Origin of the sequence: Sinorhizobium kostiense (assembly GCF_017874595.1) — a bacterium.
GTDB lineage: Bacteria > Pseudomonadota > Alphaproteobacteria > Rhizobiales > Rhizobiaceae > Sinorhizobium > Sinorhizobium kostiense.
This window is the reverse complement of sequence record NZ_JAGILA010000007.1, coordinates 186325-207367: the sequence shown is the minus strand read 5'-3', so window position 1 is coordinate 207367 and position 21043 is coordinate 186325. Positions and strand designations below refer to the sequence as shown.

At 60.7% G+C, this 21043-nt stretch carries 21 protein-coding genes, 7 tRNA genes and 2 pseudogenes; 14 read left to right on the top strand and 16 right to left on the bottom strand.

Annotation, left to right across the window (positions count from 1 at the left end; genetic code table 11):
• Positions 1-3 precede the first annotated feature (3 nt).
• From J2Z31_RS22575 to J2Z31_RS22550, 6 genes and pseudogenes are all read right to left on the bottom strand, one after another.
• Positions 4-89, bottom strand: a tRNA-Arg gene (locus tag J2Z31_RS22575).
• Between the two features lie 132 nt (positions 90-221).
• Positions 222-1103 (bottom strand): hypothetical protein, encoded by an 882-nt coding sequence (locus J2Z31_RS22570; protein ID WP_209604821.1) that lies wholly within the window; start codon positions 1101-1103, stop codon positions 222-224.
• A gap of 624 nt (positions 1104-1727) precedes the next feature.
• Positions 1728-2006 (bottom strand): ATP dependent DNA ligase, encoded by a 279-nt coding sequence (locus J2Z31_RS22565; RefSeq protein WP_456242961.1) that lies wholly within the window; start codon positions 2004-2006, stop codon positions 1728-1730.
• A 29-nt stretch (positions 2007-2035) separates the two neighbouring features.
• The gene (locus tag J2Z31_RS22560) at positions 2036-2488 is read right to left on the bottom strand and encodes a major capsid family protein (RefSeq protein ID WP_234939592.1); all 453 of its coding nucleotides are present in this window, start codon (positions 2486-2488) and stop codon (positions 2036-2038) included.
• Positions 2489-2503: 15 nt separating this feature from the next.
• Positions 2504-2941: a DUF2190 family protein gene (locus J2Z31_RS22555; RefSeq protein ID WP_209604819.1), complete on the bottom strand. Its 438-nt coding sequence runs from the start codon at positions 2939-2941 to the stop codon at positions 2504-2506.
• Positions 2941-4067 (bottom strand): annotated as a pseudogene (locus J2Z31_RS22550) (DUF2213 domain-containing protein). The gene J2Z31_RS22555 and the pseudogene J2Z31_RS22550 overlap by 1 nt, the downstream one beginning before the upstream one ends.
• Positions 4068-4110: 43 nt before the next feature.
• Between J2Z31_RS22550 and J2Z31_RS22545 the strand changes: the two are divergent.
• The gene (locus J2Z31_RS22545; protein ID WP_234939591.1) at positions 4111-4491 is read left to right on the top strand and encodes a hypothetical protein; all 381 of its coding nucleotides are present in this window, start codon (positions 4111-4113) and stop codon (positions 4489-4491) included.
• Here J2Z31_RS22545 and J2Z31_RS22540 read toward each other — a convergent pair.
• Positions 4488-4913, bottom strand: a pseudogene (locus tag J2Z31_RS22540) (anti-CBASS protein Acb1 family protein); the annotation flags it as partial. The gene J2Z31_RS22545 and the pseudogene J2Z31_RS22540 sit on opposite strands and share 4 nt — an antisense overlap.
• 48 nt (positions 4914-4961) lie before the next feature.
• On the opposite strand from J2Z31_RS22540, the gene J2Z31_RS22535 reads away from it, so the two are divergent.
• From J2Z31_RS22535 to J2Z31_RS22525, 3 genes are read left to right on the top strand one after another with little or no spacing between them, the layout of a single operon-like run.
• Positions 4962-5399, top strand: coding sequence for a DUF1643 domain-containing protein (locus tag J2Z31_RS22535; protein WP_234939590.1), 438 nt, complete (start codon positions 4962-4964; stop codon positions 5397-5399).
• Positions 5396-5635 (top strand): hypothetical protein, encoded by a 240-nt coding sequence (locus tag J2Z31_RS22530; RefSeq protein WP_209604817.1) that lies wholly within the window; start codon positions 5396-5398, stop codon positions 5633-5635. Before J2Z31_RS22535 ends, J2Z31_RS22530 begins: the two co-directional genes overlap by 4 nt.
• Positions 5607-6623, top strand: a complete 1017-nt coding sequence (locus J2Z31_RS22525) for a tyrosine-type recombinase/integrase (protein ID WP_209604815.1) — start codon at positions 5607-5609, stop codon at positions 6621-6623. Before J2Z31_RS22530 ends, J2Z31_RS22525 begins: the two co-directional genes overlap by 29 nt.
• A gap of 86 nt (positions 6624-6709) precedes the next feature.
• Here the strand turns inward: J2Z31_RS22525 and J2Z31_RS22520 are convergent.
• From J2Z31_RS22520 to J2Z31_RS22500, 5 genes are all read right to left on the bottom strand, one after another.
• Positions 6710-6786, bottom strand: a tRNA-Arg gene (locus J2Z31_RS22520).
• Positions 6787-6823: 37 nt separating this feature from the next.
• A complete protein-coding gene (locus tag J2Z31_RS22515) occupies positions 6824-7129 on the bottom strand; it encodes an ETC complex I subunit (protein WP_066874100.1) in 306 nt (101 codons plus the stop codon).
• 299 nt (positions 7130-7428) lie between these two features.
• Positions 7429-7505: transfer RNA gene (locus J2Z31_RS22510), tRNA-Pro, on the bottom strand.
• Positions 7506-7583: 78 nt separating this feature from the next.
• Positions 7584-8072 carry a DUF192 domain-containing protein gene (locus tag J2Z31_RS22505; protein ID WP_209604813.1) on the bottom strand — a complete coding sequence of 163 codons (489 nt, stop codon included), beginning with the start codon at positions 8070-8072 and terminating at the stop codon, positions 7584-7586.
• Complete coding sequence (locus tag J2Z31_RS22500) at positions 8072-8650, bottom strand: cold-shock protein (RefSeq protein ID WP_209604811.1); 579 nt, start codon at positions 8648-8650, stop codon at positions 8072-8074. The genes J2Z31_RS22505 and J2Z31_RS22500 overlap by 1 nt, the downstream gene beginning before the upstream one ends.
• A 194-nt stretch (positions 8651-8844) precedes the next feature.
• Here J2Z31_RS22500 and J2Z31_RS22495 point away from each other — a divergent pair, with 194 nt between their 5' ends.
• The 6 genes from J2Z31_RS22495 (at position 8845) to J2Z31_RS22470 (ending at position 11650) form a co-directional block, all read left to right on the top strand.
• Positions 8845-9285 carry a VOC family protein gene (locus tag J2Z31_RS22495; protein WP_209604809.1) on the top strand — a complete coding sequence of 147 codons (441 nt, stop codon included), beginning with the start codon at positions 8845-8847 and terminating at the stop codon, positions 9283-9285.
• A 216-nt stretch (positions 9286-9501) separates the two neighbouring features.
• On the top strand, positions 9502-10818 hold the full coding sequence (locus J2Z31_RS22490) for a YcbK family protein (protein WP_209604807.1): 1317 nt from the start codon (positions 9502-9504) through the stop codon (positions 10816-10818).
• 151 nt (positions 10819-10969) lie between these two features.
• A tRNA-Glu gene (locus J2Z31_RS22485) sits at positions 10970-11045 on the top strand.
• A 167-nt stretch (positions 11046-11212) separates the two neighbouring features.
• A tRNA-Glu gene (locus tag J2Z31_RS22480) sits at positions 11213-11288 on the top strand.
• A gap of 69 nt (positions 11289-11357) precedes the next feature.
• A tRNA-Glu gene (locus tag J2Z31_RS22475) sits at positions 11358-11432 on the top strand.
• 142 nt (positions 11433-11574) lie between these two features.
• Positions 11575-11650: transfer RNA gene (locus J2Z31_RS22470), tRNA-Glu, on the top strand.
• Positions 11651-11720: 70 nt separating this feature from the next.
• On the opposite strand, the gene recJ is transcribed toward J2Z31_RS22470, so the two are convergent.
• The 4 genes from recJ to J2Z31_RS22450 form a co-directional block, all read right to left on the bottom strand.
• The gene (gene recJ / locus J2Z31_RS22465) at positions 11721-13523 is read right to left on the bottom strand and encodes a single-stranded-DNA-specific exonuclease RecJ (RefSeq protein ID WP_209605163.1); all 1803 of its coding nucleotides are present in this window, start codon (positions 13521-13523) and stop codon (positions 11721-11723) included.
• Positions 13524-13653: 130 nt separating this feature from the next.
• Positions 13654-14976 carry a homoserine dehydrogenase gene (locus J2Z31_RS22460; protein WP_209604805.1) on the bottom strand — a complete coding sequence of 441 codons (1323 nt, stop codon included), beginning with the start codon at positions 14974-14976 and terminating at the stop codon, positions 13654-13656.
• Between the two features lie 73 nt (positions 14977-15049).
• Positions 15050-16267, bottom strand: a complete 1218-nt coding sequence (locus tag J2Z31_RS22455) for an LL-diaminopimelate aminotransferase (protein WP_209604803.1) — start codon at positions 16265-16267, stop codon at positions 15050-15052.
• A gap of 124 nt (positions 16268-16391) precedes the next feature.
• Positions 16392-16697, bottom strand: coding sequence for an SHOCT domain-containing protein (locus J2Z31_RS22450; RefSeq protein WP_209604801.1), 306 nt, complete (start codon positions 16695-16697; stop codon positions 16392-16394).
• A gap of 109 nt (positions 16698-16806) precedes the next feature.
• Here J2Z31_RS22450 and phaC point away from each other — a divergent pair, with 109 nt between their 5' ends.
• Genes phaC through radC form a run of 4 tightly spaced genes read left to right on the top strand, consistent with a single transcriptional unit; the run spans position 16807 to position 21042 of the window.
• Entirely contained in the window at positions 16807-18651 is a 1845-nt protein-coding gene (gene phaC / locus J2Z31_RS22445) for a poly(3-hydroxyalkanoate) polymerase subunit PhaC (RefSeq protein WP_209604799.1), read from the top strand.
• 21 nt (positions 18652-18672) lie between these two features.
• Entirely contained in the window at positions 18673-19392 is a 720-nt protein-coding gene (gene sfsA / locus J2Z31_RS22440) for a DNA/RNA nuclease SfsA (protein ID WP_209604798.1), read from the top strand.
• Positions 19393-19420: 28 nt separating this feature from the next.
• The gene (gene map / locus J2Z31_RS22435) at positions 19421-20260 is read left to right on the top strand and encodes a type I methionyl aminopeptidase (protein ID WP_209604796.1); all 840 of its coding nucleotides are present in this window, start codon (positions 19421-19423) and stop codon (positions 20258-20260) included.
• Positions 20257-21042 carry a RadC family protein gene (gene radC / locus J2Z31_RS22430; protein ID WP_209604794.1) on the top strand — a complete coding sequence of 262 codons (786 nt, stop codon included), beginning with the start codon at positions 20257-20259 and terminating at the stop codon, positions 21040-21042. The genes map and radC overlap by 4 nt, the downstream gene beginning before the upstream one ends.
• The last annotated feature ends 1 nt before the right edge of the window (position 21043 follow it).

Below are 21043 nucleotides of genomic sequence, written 5' to 3'. Positions count from 1 at the left end.
AGATGGCGACCCCTGTTGGACTCGAACCAACGACAACCTGCTTAGAAGGCAGGAATGCGATTCAGTATTTCCAGGCTATTCAGGCGATCGGTTTACAATCCTCACCCCGAAAATGATTATCGAATCCGGGAGCGATGTAAACGGCTCCCACCCCGGCTATTGCCGCCCGGCCGCCGCACCGGAGTGCTCGTGAGGGTGGCTGGATGTCATCGCGCAGAGCGTCACCATATCTCGTTTTGCTCTAGAAGAGCGATCCGTCTCGAATCCTCTTCCTCCTCAATGCGTCGATGCAACTTATTCACCATATCATCGAAGACGCCTGCCAAATCCCAGAGATAGCGGCCCGTAATCCCGGTAACTAAATTTCCCTCTTGATCGCGGCCATTCCTGTGGACGCAATCGTGACGTATCTTTGCTGCCCTTAGCACCTCACCCCTAGTCTCCTTGTCAGCGGGAAGTATCGGGTGTCGGATCGCAGCGCGAAGCATTCCGTTGACATGCTCAAAGCGATGAAACTGAGTTTTCCGAAGTCTGGAGACAATTGTATCTCGAACAAGGTGAGGGTTGGCTGCTACGGAGGCTAAGGAGACTTTCTCCTCCTTCAGTTCAGGATGCCATGCCACGATAGCGTTCAAGATCTCAGAGTTGTTGTACACCAGCGAGATAACAGCATCGGACAAATATGCTTCCAAGATCGAGAACAGCTGAACCAACAGCATTCGGTTTCTTCCCGATGCATCCCCAGCTTCTCCAAGCTCTTTGAGTAACGAATGCCACTCGGAGATCGCGGCTCGATAATTGGTGTACGGGTGAGGCTCCGGCTCTAAGTCTTCGAGCCACTGGTCATCACCGTAGTCATAGTGATTGACCTGGACTTCGTGGCTGGGATTCCCTGACACATGTGCCGTCCAACCCAGCAGATGCGCTGTGACAGTAACGTCGGTGGTTTGGCCGCATTCATCGCATTCGATCTCAAACTCCCCGGTTATGTCCGCCTCCCCCTCGACATCCGAGATAGCAACAGGCATCCTTTCAGGCCACGCCTCGCAAGGCACACCACACACCGGACACTGCAGCAATAGCTGAAATTCTTCTCTGATCATCGAACCCGCCCTCTTTCACAACGATAGGATAGTGGACGCGAGTCTGCTAGGTCCTGAGAGGAGAGGAGCGCGCGGAAGTCCGGCGCAACGGCAATCAATCATTCGCGTCTCTTGGCGAACCTCACGCTTCCCCGGGGAGAGCACGCAGACGTTTCATGAGGCGACAGGCAATAGTGTATTCGTTCCACCTGCAGGCGAATGCATCCGACACTTCGAACCAACTGCCGTCGTTACCGGCCCCGTGGTTAGCGCCCATGCATGAGCACTGGCACTCATGTCCCTGCGCATTCATGCACGCAGGAGAGCATTTCTCTTGTTCTTGGTAGGGCTGGATGACATACACGCTTCCATAGCGATCCAGCGATCTGTCGACGATAGTATTGAGCCACGCCTTCGGCAGCTCCCAAAACCTGTCATTTGAATTCCATTTGGGATCACGGCGTCTCCCCATTTTCAACCACTCGCCGTTCCCCTCTGCGAAGGGAAGCCGAACGGACAACGGCCTACCTATACCTAACCTCATCACGACTGGGATCGTCGTTTGGGTCCACACCGCCTTCAACCTGGCAACGTCAACATACAGCGTCATCACAAGCCCCCCTCAGTGACGTACTAAGCGTTGAGTTAGCGATGATGTATCAGCTGGCGCAAGCTTCCGTTTCTGCAAAATTGGTTTTCGCTCCACAGAGATCGAAAGCAATACTCAGCGAGTTCAAACACCGTGGCGTCGTCAGCCCGCTCCCTGATCCCCTTGAACGAGGGATGCCGTAGCTTCCCATCCTCGGTCCAGGCGCGATACTCGACGTCCGCGACCAGGAACGGCTCCGTAAAGACCACGCCTTTCCGCTTCAGGTTCACCGCCGGCGAGTTCGTCTCGATCTCCTCGAGCAGCTCGCGCAGCAAGAGAGAGCAAAAGGATGTACGTCGGCATGTCAGGCAGCCCTCCTTTTGAGCGGTTCCTGTCCCTCGGCGACGCGGATTTCGTCGACGAGATCCATCACTTTCGACCAGTGCATTGCCCTCCCCTGTCCCTTCGCTCCGATCTTCTTGACTCGGGTCGTCCCGCGTGCAGTCGTGAGCTCGAGCGTGTAGCCATAGCCGATCGCGGCCATGCTGACCGTCGTCTCGAATTTTTCGCGGGTCAGTTCGACCTTCGGCACGTCATGTGCAAGGCCGCTGAACCACTGCGCCTGACCGACCGAGTCCATGGAGAAGTACGTGACCGACTGAATCCATTCCGGCGCCGAGGTGTCGACCGGGATCAGCTGGGCGTACTGGATCTCCTGGTACTTCATCGCATAGACCGTTGGCTCGATCAGAGAGGCCTGACGTATAAGAAAGCTCATCGCGACCTGCTGAGCGTCCTGAGTGATAATTGCGTTCATCGAGATCGCTCCTGGTTAGCCAAGGCGGAGAGCTGCGAGACCGGCACCGGCGGTGCTGGTATCCCAGGTCGCATTCGGGATGAGGGTGTTCGACGTCGACGTTTTCGAAAGGACGCCGGTCGCCGGTGTGTAGTAGACGGGATCACCGACAGCGACGGCTTCGGAGGCCGTGACGACAATGACGCCCTTCTTCATGACGGCGACGTTCTCGTACTGCTCGTACTTGCCGGTAGGCCGGGTCGTGTCGAGCACGGCGATGCCGACGAACTTGGCGGTCGCTTCGGAGTCGACGACCTGATTGTCGGCCGTGCCCTGAACGCAGACCTTGCCGAAGCCGATGCCCTCGACGTCCTCCGCAAGGCGCGTGACGACATCGGAAGGCTCCATGTTGAGGTTCATGCCCTCGACCCAGCGCGCGTACTGGGCGCTATAAGTGGTCTGAACTGCAGGCATCACTTAGCTCCCTTCGTCTGCCAGGCCGATTCGATATCGGAGACCATGGCCTTGTGAGCGGTTGCGGATGCGTTGGCGTCCGTGGTCTGCGAGAGACCCTGCTGAACAGCCACGCGGAACGGGTCGGCGCCGCCCTTGCCCTCGTCCTCGACGAGCATGTCGAAGCGAGCATCGATGTAGGCGTCCGACTTGTCGGCGACGGCGGCATCGCCAATCTTGGCGACGACGACAGCCTTGCGGATGGCCGCATCGGAGAGGCCTTCGGTCTTGACGTCCTTGGCGAGCCCCTTGGCCTTGGCGACGAGATCGGCGCGAGCAGTGACGCGCTTGTCGAGATCGGCGTCCGAAAGGATCTTGCCTTTCAGGGTGTCGATTTCGGCATCCTCCTTCGCCAGTTCGGCATCCTTGGCGGCCAGAGCCGTCTGATGCGCCTTTTCTGCGTCCGAGAGTTTGGTGTTGGCGTCGGCAAGCCGCTGCTGCAGAGTGCCTATCACCGTGGCACCCTGATCGGTTACTTCAACCGGGATGCCATCGACGGTAACCGTCTTCAGGGTCATGATCTTTTCCTTTTCGGGTTGCTGATCACTGGTGAACGGGGCAGCGCCCCACAACCTCACACCGTCGCCGATGTGAGCTTCTGATCCGGCGCGACCGCACTGCACGATGGCGACGTGGTTGATCCGGATATCCTTCTGAATGGCGTCGTACTTCTCGCCCTCGGGCGTGGTGCCCGGCTCCCATGCGAGATCGCAGCTGTAGCCCGCGGAGAGCTCGCGCTTGCCGCCCTCGATCTCGGCGATGACCGCCGCGTCCATAACGATGAGCGGGACGCGGACGAATTCACCATCACGGGCAATCTCATCACCGATCGAGCCGACGGCGAGCGCCTTCCAATTGTCGGCGGTGACCGCCTCGTCCGGGTGATCGTTTGTCACCGGCTTGTGCGCATAGCTGCCGAGGCTGGCAGTTCCGGCCGGTAGACCTTGACCACCTGCATTTGCGGCTTGCCGACCTCATGGCCGGCATAGAGCTGGATGCCAGTGCGCGCGGTCCGGACGTCAGCAACAAGGTAGCCGTCGGCGGTCCGTCGCGTGCCCGCGATGGTTGAAGCATCAATGAAGCGCATAGTAAGTATTCCTATCAACCGCGAAGGGAATCGAGGACGTTCAATGACCGATACGAGAAATGCTCAGCCCGCCGATCCATCCCCCCGAAAGCGTCCGACAATGGTCACTGACATCGGCAGCGATCGGATCATGCTGGAGATTTGGGGAGAGGAATCAGTCGAGCTGTTCGGACGGCTCGGCTTTGAACGAATTAAAGGGTCCGAACGCACCTATCGATTACGAGCAGACACCGATGCCGTTTTTGCCATGTGCCAAGTTCTGCGAGATATGGGGATCCCGTTCGCAACGCATCGTCATATGGGCGCTGACTATCAGGTGGAATATCTCCGTGAGAAAGGCCTCCTCAGCGGTGTCTTCAAGCGCATCAACTTCTTCGGCAACGACTGGGACGAGGAGGCTCCCTACCGCCTCGAAGAGTTCTAGACTTGTTCATTGTGAACTCCGGCGGCCGCCTCGACTTCGGCTTCCTGCGGCTCCTGTTCAGACAGTTTGCCGTATTCTTCAATTGCCGCATCGAGGCCTGGCAGCGAACCATCCTCGATGAACGTGTTAACGAGAGCATCGGAAACCGCATCACGTGGGATGATCTCCTGCCCGGGCGTAGTGCCGACCAGTTGGCGAGCTGCCTCTGCCTTCGTCTTGAAGACATCGGCCTTCTCCTTCTCCGACATGCCCCAGAGCGGCGCCCACTCGTAGTAGATGTCCGGGTCACGGGAACCGAGGGCACTTCGAATGATGCACTCGTCGAGACGAGCCATCGCCGGCGTCATCTCGACGGTCTGCATGGCCTGTAGCCGGTCGTAATAGTTCCTGAGGTCGCTTTCGCCCGTCGCGTTCATTATCGGCTTGAGCGGCGCTGGCAGCGCCCCGGCTGCGATCTGCTGGTTTGGGTAATGCTTAATCCGTCGACGGCCGATGCCGATGTCGATGATCCTACGATCCGTCGCTGCATCCGTTTCAGCCAGGCTTGGGGCTACGGCGGCATGATCGTCGGTAACATCTTCGCGCTGCGGTCCACAGACCCGGCTGCGCTGCTGATCGCGGCCGATCCGGTAGGGCCGATGAACGATGAGATGATCATCGAGGCATGCACGGAATTCATGCCGGCTGAGTACGGACGGCGGGATGTGATCGCCGCTTGGGGCGCGCATCCTTTCGCCGCCACTCGCGCCGTGCATGTCCTGTCGATCTCCACGATCGATGTCTTCTGCCTCGGCACCACGAAGGAAGGCCACCCGCGCCACCCTCTTTACGTGAAAAGCGATCAGCCACGAGTTCACTACGATGTTTCGCGCGACCTAAGACCACCAGAAAGGAAGAGCGGCCGATGACCACTCCTGCTCTCGTCAAAGCCGCTGAGCTGAAGCGCATGGCCGATGTTGCCAAATCCAAAGGCGTTACCGTCTGGATCGAGATCAACGGCCGGCGCGTCGGAGTTTCACCCGATATCCAAAGCGCTATCAGCGAAAAACCAGTTGACATGAAACCGGAAGACTTCTCGTCTTTGGCCGAATGGCAGGCGTGGAGAGATCGAGAACGTGCTCGTGAAGCTCAAAGGGATTCATAAGGTCAAGCGCAGGCTGGCGAGCGGAGAAATCCGCATCCACTATTACGCCTGGCGCGGCGGCCCCGAGATGCAGGCCGCGCCAAATACCGAGGCGTTCGCCGCCGAGCTCCTGAAGCATCGAGCCGAGAGCGCGCCGGCCGAGGTGAAGACGCTAGATGACCTGATCGACGCTTTCGAACAGAGCCCTGCCTTTTCAGCCCTGGCAGAGAAGACGCAGGATGGTCACAAGCACTCATTCAGGGAAATCCGCAAGGAATGGCCAAAGCTGCCACTGAAGCTCACCCAGCAGCGCGGCATGAAGGCGATGATCCGCAAGTGGCATCACACCTTCGCGGCCAATCCTCGGAAGGCTGATCAGATGCTGTTTTCTCTCTCCCGCGTATTTACGTTCGGGATCGATGAGGAAATGATCGAGAAGAACCCATGCACGGGAATCGATCGGCTCTATACCGGCTCCCGCAAGGAAAGCGTATGGACGCCTGAACTGATTGCGCTGTTCCGCGAGAAGGCCGCTCCTCACATGCTCCTCGCATTCGAGATGGCTATCCATACCGGCCAGCGACAAGGAGATCTCCTGCTCCTGACATGGAAGCAATACGACGGAACGCACCTGTCATTCGAGCAAGGTAAGACGAAGAAGCGCGTTCGCGTGCGGGTTCACAGCAAGCTCAAGGCGATGCTCGACGCATTGCCGAAGGACAAGATGCGGATCCTGACCAATTCGCGCGGCCGGCCGTGGACGAAGGACGGGTTCAAAACATCCTGGGGGAAAGAATGCGCCCGGCTGAAGATCGAGGGCGTGACGTTCCACGATCTGCGCGGCACGTTCATCACGGAGCGGCGCCGGGAAGGATCGACAACAGAGCAGATTGCGTCGATCACTGGACACTCCATTGCCGAGGTTGGGAGGGTGCTTGAAAAGCACTACCTGGCGACGGATCAGCAGACCAGCGACGCGGTCATTTTGCGGATGGAAAAGAACATCTAGAGAATGGATATTGTAAACGGTGCCAAAAAAGCTGTAAACGGGGGCGAAACAGCAGGCGCAAACGTCTACTAAGCGGTTGAAAAGATTGGCGACCCCTGTTGGACTCGAACCAACGACAACCTGCTTAGAAGGCAGGTGCTCTATCCAGCTGAGCTAAGGGGCCCCGTTGGGCAAACGCCCATACGAAGCGGCTCCGGACCTCAATGGGTCCAGGGCTGCATCCGGTTGAAACGGAAATTGTCCGAATAGGACACGTTCTTGCGCGTCGCGTCCTTCGGCGCGATCACGCGGTATTCGATGCCGTTGCGTTCGGCGTAGGCGATTGCCTGCTCGGCGGTCTCGAAGGTCAGCCGCAATTGTTGCCGCGTATCGCCGGAGCTGGTGTAGCCCATGATCGGATCAATCGTACGCGGCTTCTCCGGATCGAACTCCAGCACCCACAGATGCGTCTTGGCCTTGCCTGACTGCATGGCTGTCTTTGCGGGACGATAGATCTTCGCGGACATTGTTTCGAACGGCTCCCTTTTTCCTCGGCCCGACGCATCCGCCCCGATGCGCCAAGTCACTTGAATGCCTTGGGTTTGACGCGGGACGCTACGCCAGGATCGAAGCGAGACCTGGGAACAACCCTGCGAGGCGGACCTCCGCCTCGATCAGCGTTTCCCTTAGCGCAGAATGAATTAAAACGGAATGACTTCCGAGCGCGAAATACAGCTTTTTCAATTGCGTGGGGACGGCAATGAGGGAAACGAGCGCACCGCGTCCAGATTCGCGGCGAGGATGCGCGACTATCGGTGAATTGAAGTGGTCGGAGTGGAGAGATTCGAACTCCCGACCCTCTGGTCCCAAACCAGATGCGCTACCAGACTGCGCTACACTCCGCACCAACGATCGGGGAAATACACGCTTCGTCCGGAGGCTGCAACATCAAATTTGCTGGCCCAGGAATGGACGGTACGATCACTGCGCGCCATTGCCCGCCGGAATTCCGGCGCCCGATAGCCGATCGCCCGGCTTGATTCCGAGCCGCTTCACGGTACCGGCATTGAGCTCGAGCACGTAGGCCACCGGCTCTTGCGAATCGATGATCGCTTGCGAAAGGGGGACGGCATTCTCGTGGATGGTTCGCACCGTGCCGTCGGCGGAGATGAACAGCATGTCGAGCGGCAGATAGGTGTTCTTCATCCACATCACCACCCGCCGCGTCTGGCCGAAATCGAACAGCATGCCATGATCGGGCGCCATCTCGCGACGATGCATCAATCCCTGTTCGCGCTGCTCCGGCTCGACCGCCAGCTCGACCGACAGGTCATAGGCTCGCCCTTCGCCGGTCGTGAGACGAACGCGATCCCTTGAGAAGGAAAGGTCGGCAGCCGCCGAAGTGATCAGCGACAACAAAAAAAGCGCCGCCACGGCGCTTCTTGCAAGCGTGATGAAAAACGGCGGCATCAATGCGACCGGGTATTCGGAGTGGGGCCGTCCGGATGGATCTCCGCCGCCATCAATCCCTTCTCGCCGTCACCGAAGCGGCACAGCACTACTTGCCCTGGACGCAGCTCCGTCAGTCCGAAACGCCGCAAGGTTTCCATATGCACGAAGATGTCTTCCGTGCCCTCGCCCCGCGTCAGGAACCCGAAGCCCTTCGTGCGGTTAAACCATTTCACGAGGACCCGCTCCAGCCCGCTCGTCGGCGTCACCTGGACATGCGTGCGCACCGGCGGCAGTTGCGAGGGATGCACGGCCGTCGATTGATCCATGGAAAGAATGCGGAACGCCTGATAGCCGCGGTCCCGTTTTTGTACAAGGGCAACCACCCGCGCTCCTTCGAGCACCGTCTGGTAACCGTCGCGCCGAAGGCAGGTCACATGCAGGAGGACATCCTGCATGCCATTGTCGGGAACGATGAAGCCGAAGCCCTTCGCGACGTCGAACCACTTGATAACGCCCGTGATCTCGATGAGATCGAGAGCGTCATTGGCAAAGTCGTCATTCTGCATGACGCCCTTTGAAGATGTTCTGTCCGCCATTCTCCCAGCCCCTCGTTACGCGCAACTCTGTACTACGGTTAACTGATTCTTATGGACCAGAATAACATCGTCGCGCTGCGCATGCACAAGTCCCTCGACATATTTTGGCCCGGGCCGTTTATGGGGACACAGCCTTGCCTCTGGCTTGCCGACGCATAAGTATACGCCATCTTCCGCAAAACAGGGACAAGCCAATGCGATATCTGCACACGATGGTCCGCGTAAAAGACCTCGACGACGCTCTTCACTTCTATTGCACTCTGTTCGGACTCGAGGAGATTCGCCGCCACGAGAACGAGAAAGGCCGATTCACTCTCGTCTTCCTCGCCGCGCCCGGCGATGTTTCCCGCGCGAAAGGTGAAGCCTCCCCCTGCCTCGAACTTACCTATAATTGGGACCCGGAGGACTATACAGGCGGGCGCAACTTCGGTCACCTAGCCTATGAGGTCGATGACATCTACGCCTTCTGCAAGCACCTGTTGGATAACGGGGTTACGATCAACCGCCCGCCGCGCGACGGCCACATGGCCTTCGTCCGGTCGCCCGACGGGATCTCGATCGAAATCCTGCAGAAGGGCGGACACCTGCCGGCCCAGGAGCCCTGGGCTTCGATGCCAAATACCGGCAGCTGGTAAGCTTCGCACAATCCCTGCCGCCCATGCTTCCGGCACATCCAAAGCTGCGAAGGCATGGCATTTGTAGGCCAAGCGTCCTTTGATGCAGGACGCTGCACGTCTTCGTCGTGCTTTGCGAAAATCGGCTCCGATATGCAGGGTCGGGATTTGATGCATGCCAGTGTTCGGAACATCGCGGTTCCGACCAGGGCATGCGCGTAGAATGAGGACAAGACGTTGCAGGAAGCGGATTTAAGATGCGCGTTCCTTTCGGTCGGGCGCGCTGCGGCACTATCCGTATCTTTGCTCGCGCTTACGAGCTGCGTATCGGCCGTCGCCGAGAATGATCCCGTCGATTCGCGCGAAGCACAGGCGGCGAGTTCGCAGACCCCCATTGCCGAGGCGGCCGAAGCCAGTGCCGCCGATCAGGTCGGAGCAGAAGCCGCCGCCCCGCTGCAAGAAGCGGGCGCACCGACGATGCAGTCCGAGGCGACAGGCCTTGAGCAGGGTGTTGCGATGCAGGCGACCGCGCTCAGCGCCACGTCGTCCAGCATCTACGGACAATCGCCTCCGGCCACCGCGGTGGCAGACGACGCCGGTGCACCGGTGACGGGTGCTCAGCCGCGGCTGAATGCGACGACCAACAGCCTCTTCAGCGGTCAGAACTCGACAGCGCAGCCGATGATTTTGCCGCAGCAAGGGGCTAGCAACGAAGCTCCAGCGAACGTACCCGCCGTCGCTCAGGGTGCGGCCCACGCCGCGGCCGAGAGCGACATTCCTTCCGCCGTTCCAGTGCCGGTGAGCGCAAAGGCAGCGCTGGCGGGAGAAAGCCCGCCACCGCTACAACCTGCCTTGGCCGCCGCCCACGACGGCATATCATCCGATCCGAGCGAGGCTCTGGCCGAGCCTTCCCCCACAAACGGGAGAGGCACCGAAGCGCCAGTTAAAAGCTGGACGCTTGCGGGCCTCTTCGCCGCCAAACGCAAGGACAAGCCACGCCGTGGCGATGCCAGGAATATCGAGGCAATCGGAAAGCGGACGATTGCGGCCAATGACACGCCGAAGCCTCAGATCGCCTCCCTCGCCTATAGCTCGCTGCCGGGCGTCAAGATGAACCCGCTTTACAGTTTGGAGCACGCGGACCATGCAGCGGGTGATGTGGTCGACCAACCTGTGCAGGTCGCCAGTCTTTCGGGTCTGGCTCGCCTGGCGCCGAACGGTCTTGTCCTGCAGACCGAGAAGGTGGAGACGGGCTGCTTCAAGCCGGCTCTGCTCCAAATGCTGAAAACGGTTGAACACCATTACGGGCAGAAGGTCATCGTCACGTCGGGACTTCGTCCGATCAAGGTGAACAGCGAACGCCAGTCGCTGCACACGCGTTGCGAAGCGGCGGACATCCAGATTCCCGGCGTCAGCAAATGGGAGCTCGCCGATTACCTGCGAAACCTGCCCGGTCGCGGCGGCGTCGGCACCTATTGCCACACGGAATCGGTGCACATCGACATTGGCCCGCAGCGCGATTGGAATTGGCGGTGCCGGCGACACAAGGGCTGAGCGACGGCGCTCGTCACTCGTTCGTCATTTTTCCGATGAGAATTGAAATTTGCCACTTGCGGGAAGCCGAAGCGCTCTCTATAAGCCGCCTCGTCGTACAGCGCCGCGCGTCTTTCAGACGCTCAAAGGTCGCTGTAACACCGCACAGCAGGCGCCCATCGTCTAGCGGTCTAGGACGCCGCCCTTTCACGGCGGAAACACGGGTTCGAGTCCCGTTGGGCGTGCCATTCTTGTCTCCCTATATTTGTCGATACTTCAACGAAGCCTGGCAGCACAGACTTGTGCCAGCAAATGACCTCAAACTTTACTCTTAGATTTCGGCAGAAAAATCGAACTTATTTGCTTTTCTCGCTTGCGAGAAACCAAGTGCCTCTCTATAAGCCACTTGTCTTGGGCGCCCATCGTCTAGCGGTCTAGGACGCCGCCCTTTCACGGCGGAAACACGGGTTCGAGTCCCGTTGGGCGTGCCACTCTCTCCTTCCATATTCACCGTCTTTCCATTATGGTGTCGGCGTTCGGCTGCTGGGCCGAATTTGATCGCGCCCATCGTCTAGCGGTCAGGACGCCGCCCTCTCACGGCGGTAACACGGGTTCGAGTCCCGTTGGGCGTACCAATTCTCCCCCGACGCGGCGATGCGGCGCCGAGCGATTCTCCAGCCGCAAGTTTCCGGTGAAATCCACCAAAAAAATGAGGCCGAGCGCCTCGTGATGACTTGCGGGAATCCTAAGGCCTCTCTATAAGCCACCCTGTCTTGGGCGCCCATCGTCTAGCGGTCTAGGACGCCGCCCTTTCACGGCGGAAACACGGGTTCGAGTCCCGTTGGGCGTGCCACTTCTCCTCTCGTGATCCCTCAACAAGTCGCGGCAAATCGCTAATCGGCATCATTTAATTTGGTGCCGAGTCAAATGGCCTTGGCCGCATCCGTCACCCGCAGCTGAACCCGCCGGGTTCCCTGCCAAAGGTCCGTCGAGACGCAGCCCGCAACGTGAACCGTCGCGCCGCGATTGCCGAGCAGGAAGCTGCCAAGCGGCGTTTCCGTTGCGCGGAAGGCAATGCCCTCGATGCGGCTGCCGTCCTGCCCCTCCAGGGTAACCTTGACATGATTGGCGCCGACCTGGCGGCTGTCTCGCAGCCGGTGCTGCGGAAAGGCAAAGACGGGCTGCGGGTGACCTGAGCCGTAGGGGCCGGCCTGATCGAGCAGGTCGACGAGCTCGAGCGTCGCGCCGGCGGCCGCGAGCGCACCATCGACTTTGAGCGCCTGGACGGCGACCAGGTCCCGCACCGTGCCCTCGGCATGTTCCTCGAAGAATTGCCGGAGCTTTCCGAGCTTGCCGCGCTCGACTGTCAATCCCGCCGCCATCGCATGGCCGCCGCCCTTGGCCAGGAGACCGTTCTCGACCGCAGCTCGCACCAGCCGACCCATGTCGAAGCCGTTGATTGACCGGCCGGAGCCGGTTCCGCGGCCGGAGGGATCGAATGCGATGGCGAAGGCCGGCCGGCGGAACTTCTCCTTGATGCGTGCCGCAATGAGGCCGACAATGCCGGGGTGCCAATTCTCCCTGGCGGTGACGATCACCGAGGCGTTCTCGCCGGTTCCGTACTCCGCCAGCACCTCCGCTTCCGCTTCGGCGAGCATTGTCGACTCCATCGCCTGGCGTTCGCGGTTGAGTTCGTCGAGCTGGCTCGCAATGATTTCCGCGGCAGCGGCATCGTCGAGCGTCAGCAGACGGCTGCCGAGCGCCGCATCACCGATTCGCCCGCCGGCATTGATCCGCGGCCCGATCAGGAAACCCAGATGATAGGGCGTGACCGGTCCGCCAATCGCGGCCTTGCGCAGAAGAGCGGCAAGGCCCGGATTGCTCATGTGCCGTGCCGCGATCAGTCCCTTGACCACATAGGCGCGGTTCAAACCCTTGAGCGGCACCACGTCACAGACGGTCGCAAGCGCCACAAGGTCGAGTTGCGCCAAGAGGTCGAACGTGCCGGCGCGAGCGTGCCCCTGCAAACGAAGCACCCGCAGCGTATTGACAAGCACCAGATAGACGACGCCGGCCGCCGAGAGATGCCCCTGCCCCGACAGATCATCTTCCCGATTGGGATTGACCAGGGCATGGCAGGGGGGAAGCGCCGTTCCGACCTGATGGTGATCGATGACGACGACATCCACGCCACGCTCGGCAGCGACTGCGAGCGACTCATGACTTGTCGAACCGCAGTCGACCGTGACGATCAGGCCGGCACCATTGCCGATCAGTTGCTCTATTGCCTGCGGATTGGGACCGTAGCCTTCGAAGATGCGGTCGGGAATATAGATCTCGGCCTCGACGCCGAAATGGCGCAGGAAACGCAGCATCAGCGCCGAGGAAGCCGCACCGTCCACATCGTAATCACCGAAGATCGCCACTTTCTCACCGCGTCGAATGGCATGCGCCAGCCGCTCCGCCGCCCCGCGGCAATCGGTGAGCGTGTCCGGATCCGGCATCAGCCCGCGAAGCGTCGGGTCGAGAAAGGCGGCAGCCTCGTCGAGACCGACGCCGCGGCCGGCGAGCACCCTGGCGATGAGTTCGGAATGGCCATGCACCTGACTGATTGCCAGGGCACGGTTCTGGCCGGCCTGGTCGAGGCGCGACACCCAACGCTGACCGCTGACCGAGCGCTCGACGCCGAGAAACGCCCGCTGGATCGGATCCACCAATAGGTCCATCTTGTCCACCCGCCGAATTTCCCTCGTTCTTAACGAAGATTTCGACAGGGAAAAACCGGCCGGATAGCGGCTGCGCCCGGCCCTGCACGTCATTCAGACGTTTCTCAACAGTTTTAATGCAAAGACGGGATCACCAGTCCTTCGGCCGCTCGATGCGGATCACCTGCGGTTCGCCGACGAGATAGCCCTCGCCCTTGATCGAGACGATCGCCTTGCGCACGGAGGCTTCGAAGGTCGCGTGTGTCACGAGGATGATCGTCTTCGGCTCGGCCGGATCCATGTAATGCTTGGCGTGCTGCATGATCGATTCGAGCGAGATGTCGTTCTCGGCCATGTGCCGCGCGATGTTGGCGAAGACGCCGGTCCGGTCGACCACTTTCAACCGGATGAAATATCCGCCCTCGTGGCTCTGCATCCGGGCGCGCTTGTAAGGGAGCAGCGCCGTTACCGGGCGGCCGAAGGCCGGCACATGCTGCGCGCCCGGCCGGCTCTTCGCGATGTCCGCAATGTCGCCCAGCACCGCCGATGCGGTTGCGTTGCCGCCGGCGCCGGGACCGACCATCAGCAGTTCGCCGAGAATGTCGGATTCGATCGCGACGGCATTCGTCACGCCATCGACCTGGGCAATGACGGAGTCATAGGGCACCATTGTCGGGTGGACACGCTGCTCAATGCCGCTTTCGGTGCGCTGGGCAACGCCGAGCAACTTGATGCGGTAGCCAAGGTCGGCGGCCGCCTGGATGTCCTCGATCGAGATATTGGTGATGCCCTCGAGGTAGATATCGTCGGCGGCGATCGCGGTGCCGAAGGCAAGGCTCGTCAGGATCGACAGCTTATGCGCGGTATCGTTGCCTTCGATATCGAAGGCTGGGTCAGCCTCCGCATAACCCAGGCGCTGCGCTTCCTTCAGGCAGGTCTCGAAGGAGAGTCCCTCCTTCTCCATCTGCGTCAGGATGTAGTTGCAGGTCCCGTTCATGATCCCGTAGACGCGTGAGATCGTGTTGCCCGTCATCGACTCGCGCAGCGCCTTGATGACCGGAATACCGCCGGCAACCGCCGCTTCGTAGTTGAGTAGCGCCCCCCGCTCCTCTGCAATCCCTGCAAGCTCGACGCCGTGCGCGGCAAGAAGGGCCTTGTTCGCCGTGACGACGTGGATGCCGCGTTGGAGCGCGGCCTTCACCGCCGAATAGGCCGGGTCTCCGGAGCCACCCATCAGCTCGACAAACACGTCGATTTCGGCTTCGGAGGCCAACGCAACCGGGTCTTCGAACCAGCCGGCCACCGAGAGATCCACGCCGCGGTCCTTGTTGCGGTCTCTCGCCGCCACGGCAGCAATCTCGATCGCCCTTCCGCACGTGGTTGCCAGCATCTCATGACGTTCCTGGACAATCCGCACGAGCGAAGCACCAACCGTGCCCAATCCCGCAATGCCGATTTTGAGGGCATCTGCCATAGCAAGTTCCTAACATGTGAGATGCGCCCCGCCCGTGCGGCGGGGCCAATTCCGAAAAAAGCCGCTCTATCTGTTAGCGATGGGCGTTGAGCGAAACGACGTTGTGCAACGTGTCGTCCGCCGTGGACAGGAAACGCTTGATGTTGCGGGCTGCCTGACGGATGCGGTGCTCGTTTTCAACGAGGGCGAGCCGGACATAGTCGTCGCCCTGCTCGCCGAAGCCAACGCCGGGTGCGACGGCGACGTCCGCCTTCTCGACCAGCAGCTTGGAGAACTCGAGCGAACCGAGGTGGCGGAATTTTTCCGGGATCTTCGCCCACGCGAACATTGTCGCCGGCGGCGGCGGCACTTCGAACCCAGCCTTGCCGAAGCTCTCGACCATCACGTCGCGGCGGCGCTTATAGATATTCCGCACCTCGGCGATGTCGCTGCCGTCACCATTGAGTGCCTGGGTTGCCGCGACCTGGATCGGCGTGAAGGCGCCATAGTCGAGATAGGACTTCACCCGTGTCAGAGCCGCAATCAGGCGCTCGTTGCCGACAGCAAAACCCATCCGCCAACCGGGCATGGAGAAGGTCTTCGACATCGAGGTGAACTCGACCGCTACGTCGATCGCACCCGGCACCTGCAGTACCGAGGGCGGCGGGTCGTCATTGAAGTAGATTTCCGAATAGGCGAGATCGGAAAGCACGATGATGTCGTGCTTCTTCGCAAAGGCGACGACCTCCTTGTAGAAATCGAGGGTAGCCACCTGCGCCGTCGGATTGGACGGGTAGTTGAGGATCAGCGCCAGGGGCTTCGGGATCGAATGCCTGACGGCCCGCTCCAGCGGCGGGAAGAAGGTGTCGTCCGGCTCGACCGGGATCGAACGGATGACGCCACCCGCCATCAGGAACCCGAAGGCGTGAATCGGATAGGTGGGATTAGGGCAAAGGACGACGTCACCCGGCGCGGTGATCGCCTGCGCCATATTGGCAAAGCCTTCCTTCGAGCCGAGCGTGGCGACCACCTGCGTCTCGGGGTTCAGCTTGACGCCGAAGCGGCGGGCGTAATAGGCGGCCTGGGCGCGGCGCAAACCCGGAATGCCCTTCGACGAAGAATAGCGGTGGGTGCGCGGGTCCTGCACGACCTCGCAAAGCTTGTCGACGATCGACTGTGGAGTCGGAAGGTCCGGATTGCCCATGCCGAGGTCGATGATATCGGCCCCTGCGGCTCGCGCGCTTGCTTTCAAACGGTTGACCTGTTCGAAAACATAGGGCGGCAGGCGCCGGACTTTGTGAAACTCTTCCATCTCCAGACCTCGTTTGGCACGCGCTTTTGCAAGCCTATGCGGCTATCCGTGAACATGCGCGGGGTGAACGGCCGATCTATCGGCCAATTCACGCTTTGCGGCCAAATCGCCAGAAAGGCAAGCGCTAATTCTCGATCTGTTTCAGCGTGTCGGCGCCGTGCCGCTCGGCCAGCATCTGCAACTCCTTGAGACGCCGCTGATACTCTGCCTCGGAGATCGCGCCGGACCTGCGCTCAGCTGCAAGTGCCGTCAACCGCTCCCCTTGATTCACGGCTTCCTCATCCGTCATCTGCTGGGTAGCCGCGGCCCTTTGCCCGTAGACCGAGGGATAGGTCTGGAGCTCGGCCGTCGAACTGCATCCGGCAAGCATGCCTGCGACGATCAGTCCGGAAACAAAAGATGGCAAAAGCGGTTTTCCGAAGGCAAACATGCTTGCGATGAGTCCCTGTTTTGCGGCGCGACGATGCGCTAGCCCTTGTAATCATTTTCGGGCAGAATGTAAAAATACAAAACAAACAAGAAGCTGTGGAGGACACCGGGTGAGCGCAGACAAGGCCGAGGACACCACGCGCAAAACCGGCTTTGCCGGCTTCGACCCGAAATCGGTCGAACCCTATATCGTCAAGGATCCCGAAAGTCTGGCCATCAACCTGGCCCGCGCGGCCGAACATATGGGCAAGGCGGCATCCGCCTGGCTGGCGCCACGCGAAAGCGGCGAGGCGAGCGACAACTACGCCGAGCCCGTCTCCGATATCGTGAGGACGCTATCGAAAGTCTCCGAGTACTGGCTGTCCGATCCGCGCCGGACGCTCGAGGCGCAGACCAACCTGATGGGTAGCTTCTTCGGCATCTGGTCGCGAACGATCCAGCGGATGGCCGGCGACAACGTCGCCGAACCGGCGGCAATCCAACGGGAAGACAAGCGCTTCGCCGACGAGGACTGGGTGAAGAATCCATTCTTCGACTTCGTACGCCAAGCCTATTTCGTCACATCCGACTGGGCGGAGCGCATGGTCGAGAGCGCGGAAGGCCTCGACGAGCACACCCGGCACAAGGCGGCTTTCTATATTCGCCAGATATCGAGCGCTCTTTCGCCGAGCAATTTCATTGCCACAAATCCGCAACTCTATCGCGAGACCGTCGCCTCCAGCGGCGCCAACCTGGTGAAGGGCATGCAGATGCTTGCCGAAGACATTGCCGCCGGGCGCGGCGAACTTCGGCTGAGGCAGACGGATACGAGCAAGTTCGCGATCGGCGAGAACATCGCGATCACGCCGGGCAAGGTTATTGCGCAAAGCGATGTCTGCCAGGTTATCCAGTACCAAGCGAGCACCAAAGACGTACTGAAGCGGCCGCTGCTCATTTGCCCGCCCTGGATCAACAAGTTCTACGTGCTCGACCTTAACCCCCAAAAATCCTTCATCAAGTGGGCGGTTGAGCAGGGCCACACGGTCTTCGTCATTTCCTGGGTCAATCCCGACGAACGGCACGCCGGCAAGGATTGGGAGGCCTATGCGCGAGAAGGCATCGGCTTTGCGCTCGATAGCATCGAGCAAGCGACCGGCGAGCGCGAGGTCAATGCCATCGGCTATTGCGTCGGCGGCACCTTGCTCGCGGCAACGCTCGCGCTCCATGCGGCCGAGGGCGACGAGCGCATCCGCTCGGCAACGCTATTCACGACGCAGGTTGATTTCACCTATGCGGGCGACCTCAAGGTTTTTGCCGACGAGGATCAAATTCGCCAGGTCGAAGCGAGAATGCGCACGACCGGCTATCTCGAAGGTTCGAAGATGGCTTCGGCCTTCAACATGCTGCGGGCTTCGGAACTCATCTGGCCCTATTTCGTCAACAACTACCTGAAGGGCCAGGAGCCTATGCCCTTCGACCTGCTCTATTGGAATTCCGATTCGACACGGATGCCGGCCGCCAACCATTCCTTCTACCTTCGTAATTGCTACCTGGAGAACAGGCTTGCGAAGGGCGAAATGGTGCTTGCTGGCCGGCAGGTTTCGCTCGGTGACGTCAAGATCCCGATCTACAATCTCGCGACCAAGGAAGACCATATCGCGCCGGCGAAATCGGTTTACCTCGGCGGCCAGTTTTTCGGAGGCAAGGTGACGTTCGTCTTGTCCGGCTCCGGCCATATCGCCGGCGTCGTCAATCCTCCGGACAGGAGCAAGTACCAGTTCTGGACCGGAGGACCTCCGAAGGGCGAGCTCGAAGACTGGATGGAGAAGGCAAAGGAAACGCCGGGCTCGTGGTGGCCGCATTGGCAGGGCTGGATCGAAAAGATCGACAAGCGCCGGGTGCCCGCCCGCAAGGTCGGGGGGCCGCTGAAGCCGCTTGAGGACGCGCCGGGCTCCTATGTGCGAGTTCGCGCCTGATCGGCTAGCCGGGTGTCGCCCTTGTACTTTTCCCGCCCGCTCGTTCCTGCAACGCTTCTGCAGCGTTACAAACGCTTTCTGTTCGATGCCGTTCTTTCCGACGGCACCGCAATCACCGGGTCGTGCCCGAATACCGGCTCCATGCGCGGACTGACCGCCCCCGGGTCGGCAATCTGGCTCTCGGAGCACGACACGCCCACGCGCAAATACCGTCATATGCTCGAGATCGTGGAGGCGAACGGTACGCTCGTCGGCATCAATACGGGGCTGCCGAATCGGATTGCGGAAGAGGCGATCGCCCTCGGCATGGTCAGCGATCTCCACACCTATGAAACACTCCACCGCGAACAGCGATACGGGCGCAACTCCCGCATCGACATCCTTCTCAGCGACCCGGCAAAGGGGCTCGCCTATGTGGAGGTGAAGAACGTCCATTTCAGCCGTATCGACGGCCTGGCGGAATTTCCGGACAGCCCGACGGCACGCGGCGCGAAACATCTCGACGAGCTCACAGACATGGTCGAGGCGGGGCACCGGGCGATCATGCTTTATCTCGTTCAAAGAAACGACTGCGACGCCTTGCGGATATGCCGGGAGCTCGATCCGGTCTATGCTCGGGCCTTCGAGCGGGCGGCAGCGCGCGGCGTCGAGGCCTATGCGGTCAGATGCGCAATATCGCCGTCTGAGATCGTGCCCGCGGCTGCGATGACAGTGGACGAAGCAGTCCTCGCTGTTTTATGAAAGCCGCCTGAACAACGAAAGTCTGGGAATGGTCACTTATATCGAAGCCGGCGCGGCCCCCTACAAGAACACCGGCGCCATCCGACTTTATGGACCGGAGGGTTTCGAAGGCATGCGCAAGGCCTGTCGGGTGACGGCGCAGTGCCTGGACGAACTCGTGTCGCATGTCCGGCCCGGTGTGACGACGGAGGAGATCGACCGCTTCGTCTTCGAGTTCGGCATGGACAACGGCGCACTCCCCGCGACCCTGAACTATCGCGGTTATACCAAGTCCTCCTGTACCTCGATCAATCACGTCGTCTGCCACGGTATTCCGAACGACAAGCCGTTGCGCGAGGGGGACATCGTCAACATCGACGTGACCTATGTCGTCGATGGCTGGCATGGCGATTCCAGTCGCATGTATCCGGTCGGCGAGATCAAGCGTGCCGCCGAGCGGCTGCTGGAGGTCACGCACGAGTGCCTGATGCGCGGGATCGCGGCCGTACGCCCCGGCGCCCGCACCGGCGCGATCGGCGAAGCGATCCAGGCCTATGCAGAATCGGAGCGCTGTTCGGTCGTGCGCGATTTCTGCGGCCATGGCGTCGGGCGGCTGTTCCACGATGCCCCGAACATCCTTCATTACGGCAGCGCCAATGAGGGGCCGGAATTGAAGGAAGGCATGATCTTCACAATCGAGCCGATGATCAATCTCGGTCGTCCGCATGTGAAGGTGCTTTCGGACGGCTGGACCGCTGTCACCCGCGACCGCTCGCTGTCGGCGCAGTACGAACATACCGTCGGCGTCACCGCCGATGGCTGCGAGATCTTCACGCTCTCGCCCGCCGGCCTGTTCAAGCCCGGCCTTCACGCTCTGGGCAACGCGTGACGAAGTCCCCGCCCTCGCCCGAACCCGATGAATTCGAGCCTGCGGACGAGCGGCAGTTCTTTGCGCAGCAGAAGACGCGGAAACGTGCGCCGACGCTCGGCCAAGCGGCCGAGGCCCATCATCATGGCCACCGCGACCGACTGCGGACACGCTTCCGCGAGCAGGGAGATGCTGCCCTCGCAGACTACGAAATCCTTGAGCTCATCCTTTTTCGCCTGATTCCTCGCCGCGACACGAAACCGATCGCCAAGGCCCTTCTCGCCCGCTTCGGTACGCTCGCCGGCGTCTTCGGCGCGCCGCAGCACCTGCTGCAGGAGGTCAAGGGCGTCGGCGAGACCGTTGCACTCGATCTGAAGCTCATCGCGACTGCCGCGCAGCGGATGTTGAAGAGCGAGCTGCGCAACAAGCAGGTACTGTCCTCCTGGAGCGCCGTCGTCGACTACTGCCACGCCGCCATGGCGCACGAAACGCAGGAACAGTTCCGCATCCTCTTCCTCGACAAACGCAATGCGCTCATTGCCGATGAGGTGCAGCAGCGCGGGACGATCGACCACACACCCGTCTATCCGCGAGAGGTCGTCAAGCGGGCTCTGGAGCTTTCCGCGACTGCCCTCATTCTCGTGCACAACCATCCTTCCGGCGATCCGACGCCGTCGCGTGCGGATATCGAGATGACGAAGCTGATTGCCGACGCCGCCAAGCCGCTCGGCATCACCGTCCACGATCACCTCATCATCGGCAAGGATGGGCATGTCAGCATGAAGGGGCTGCGGCTCTTTTGAG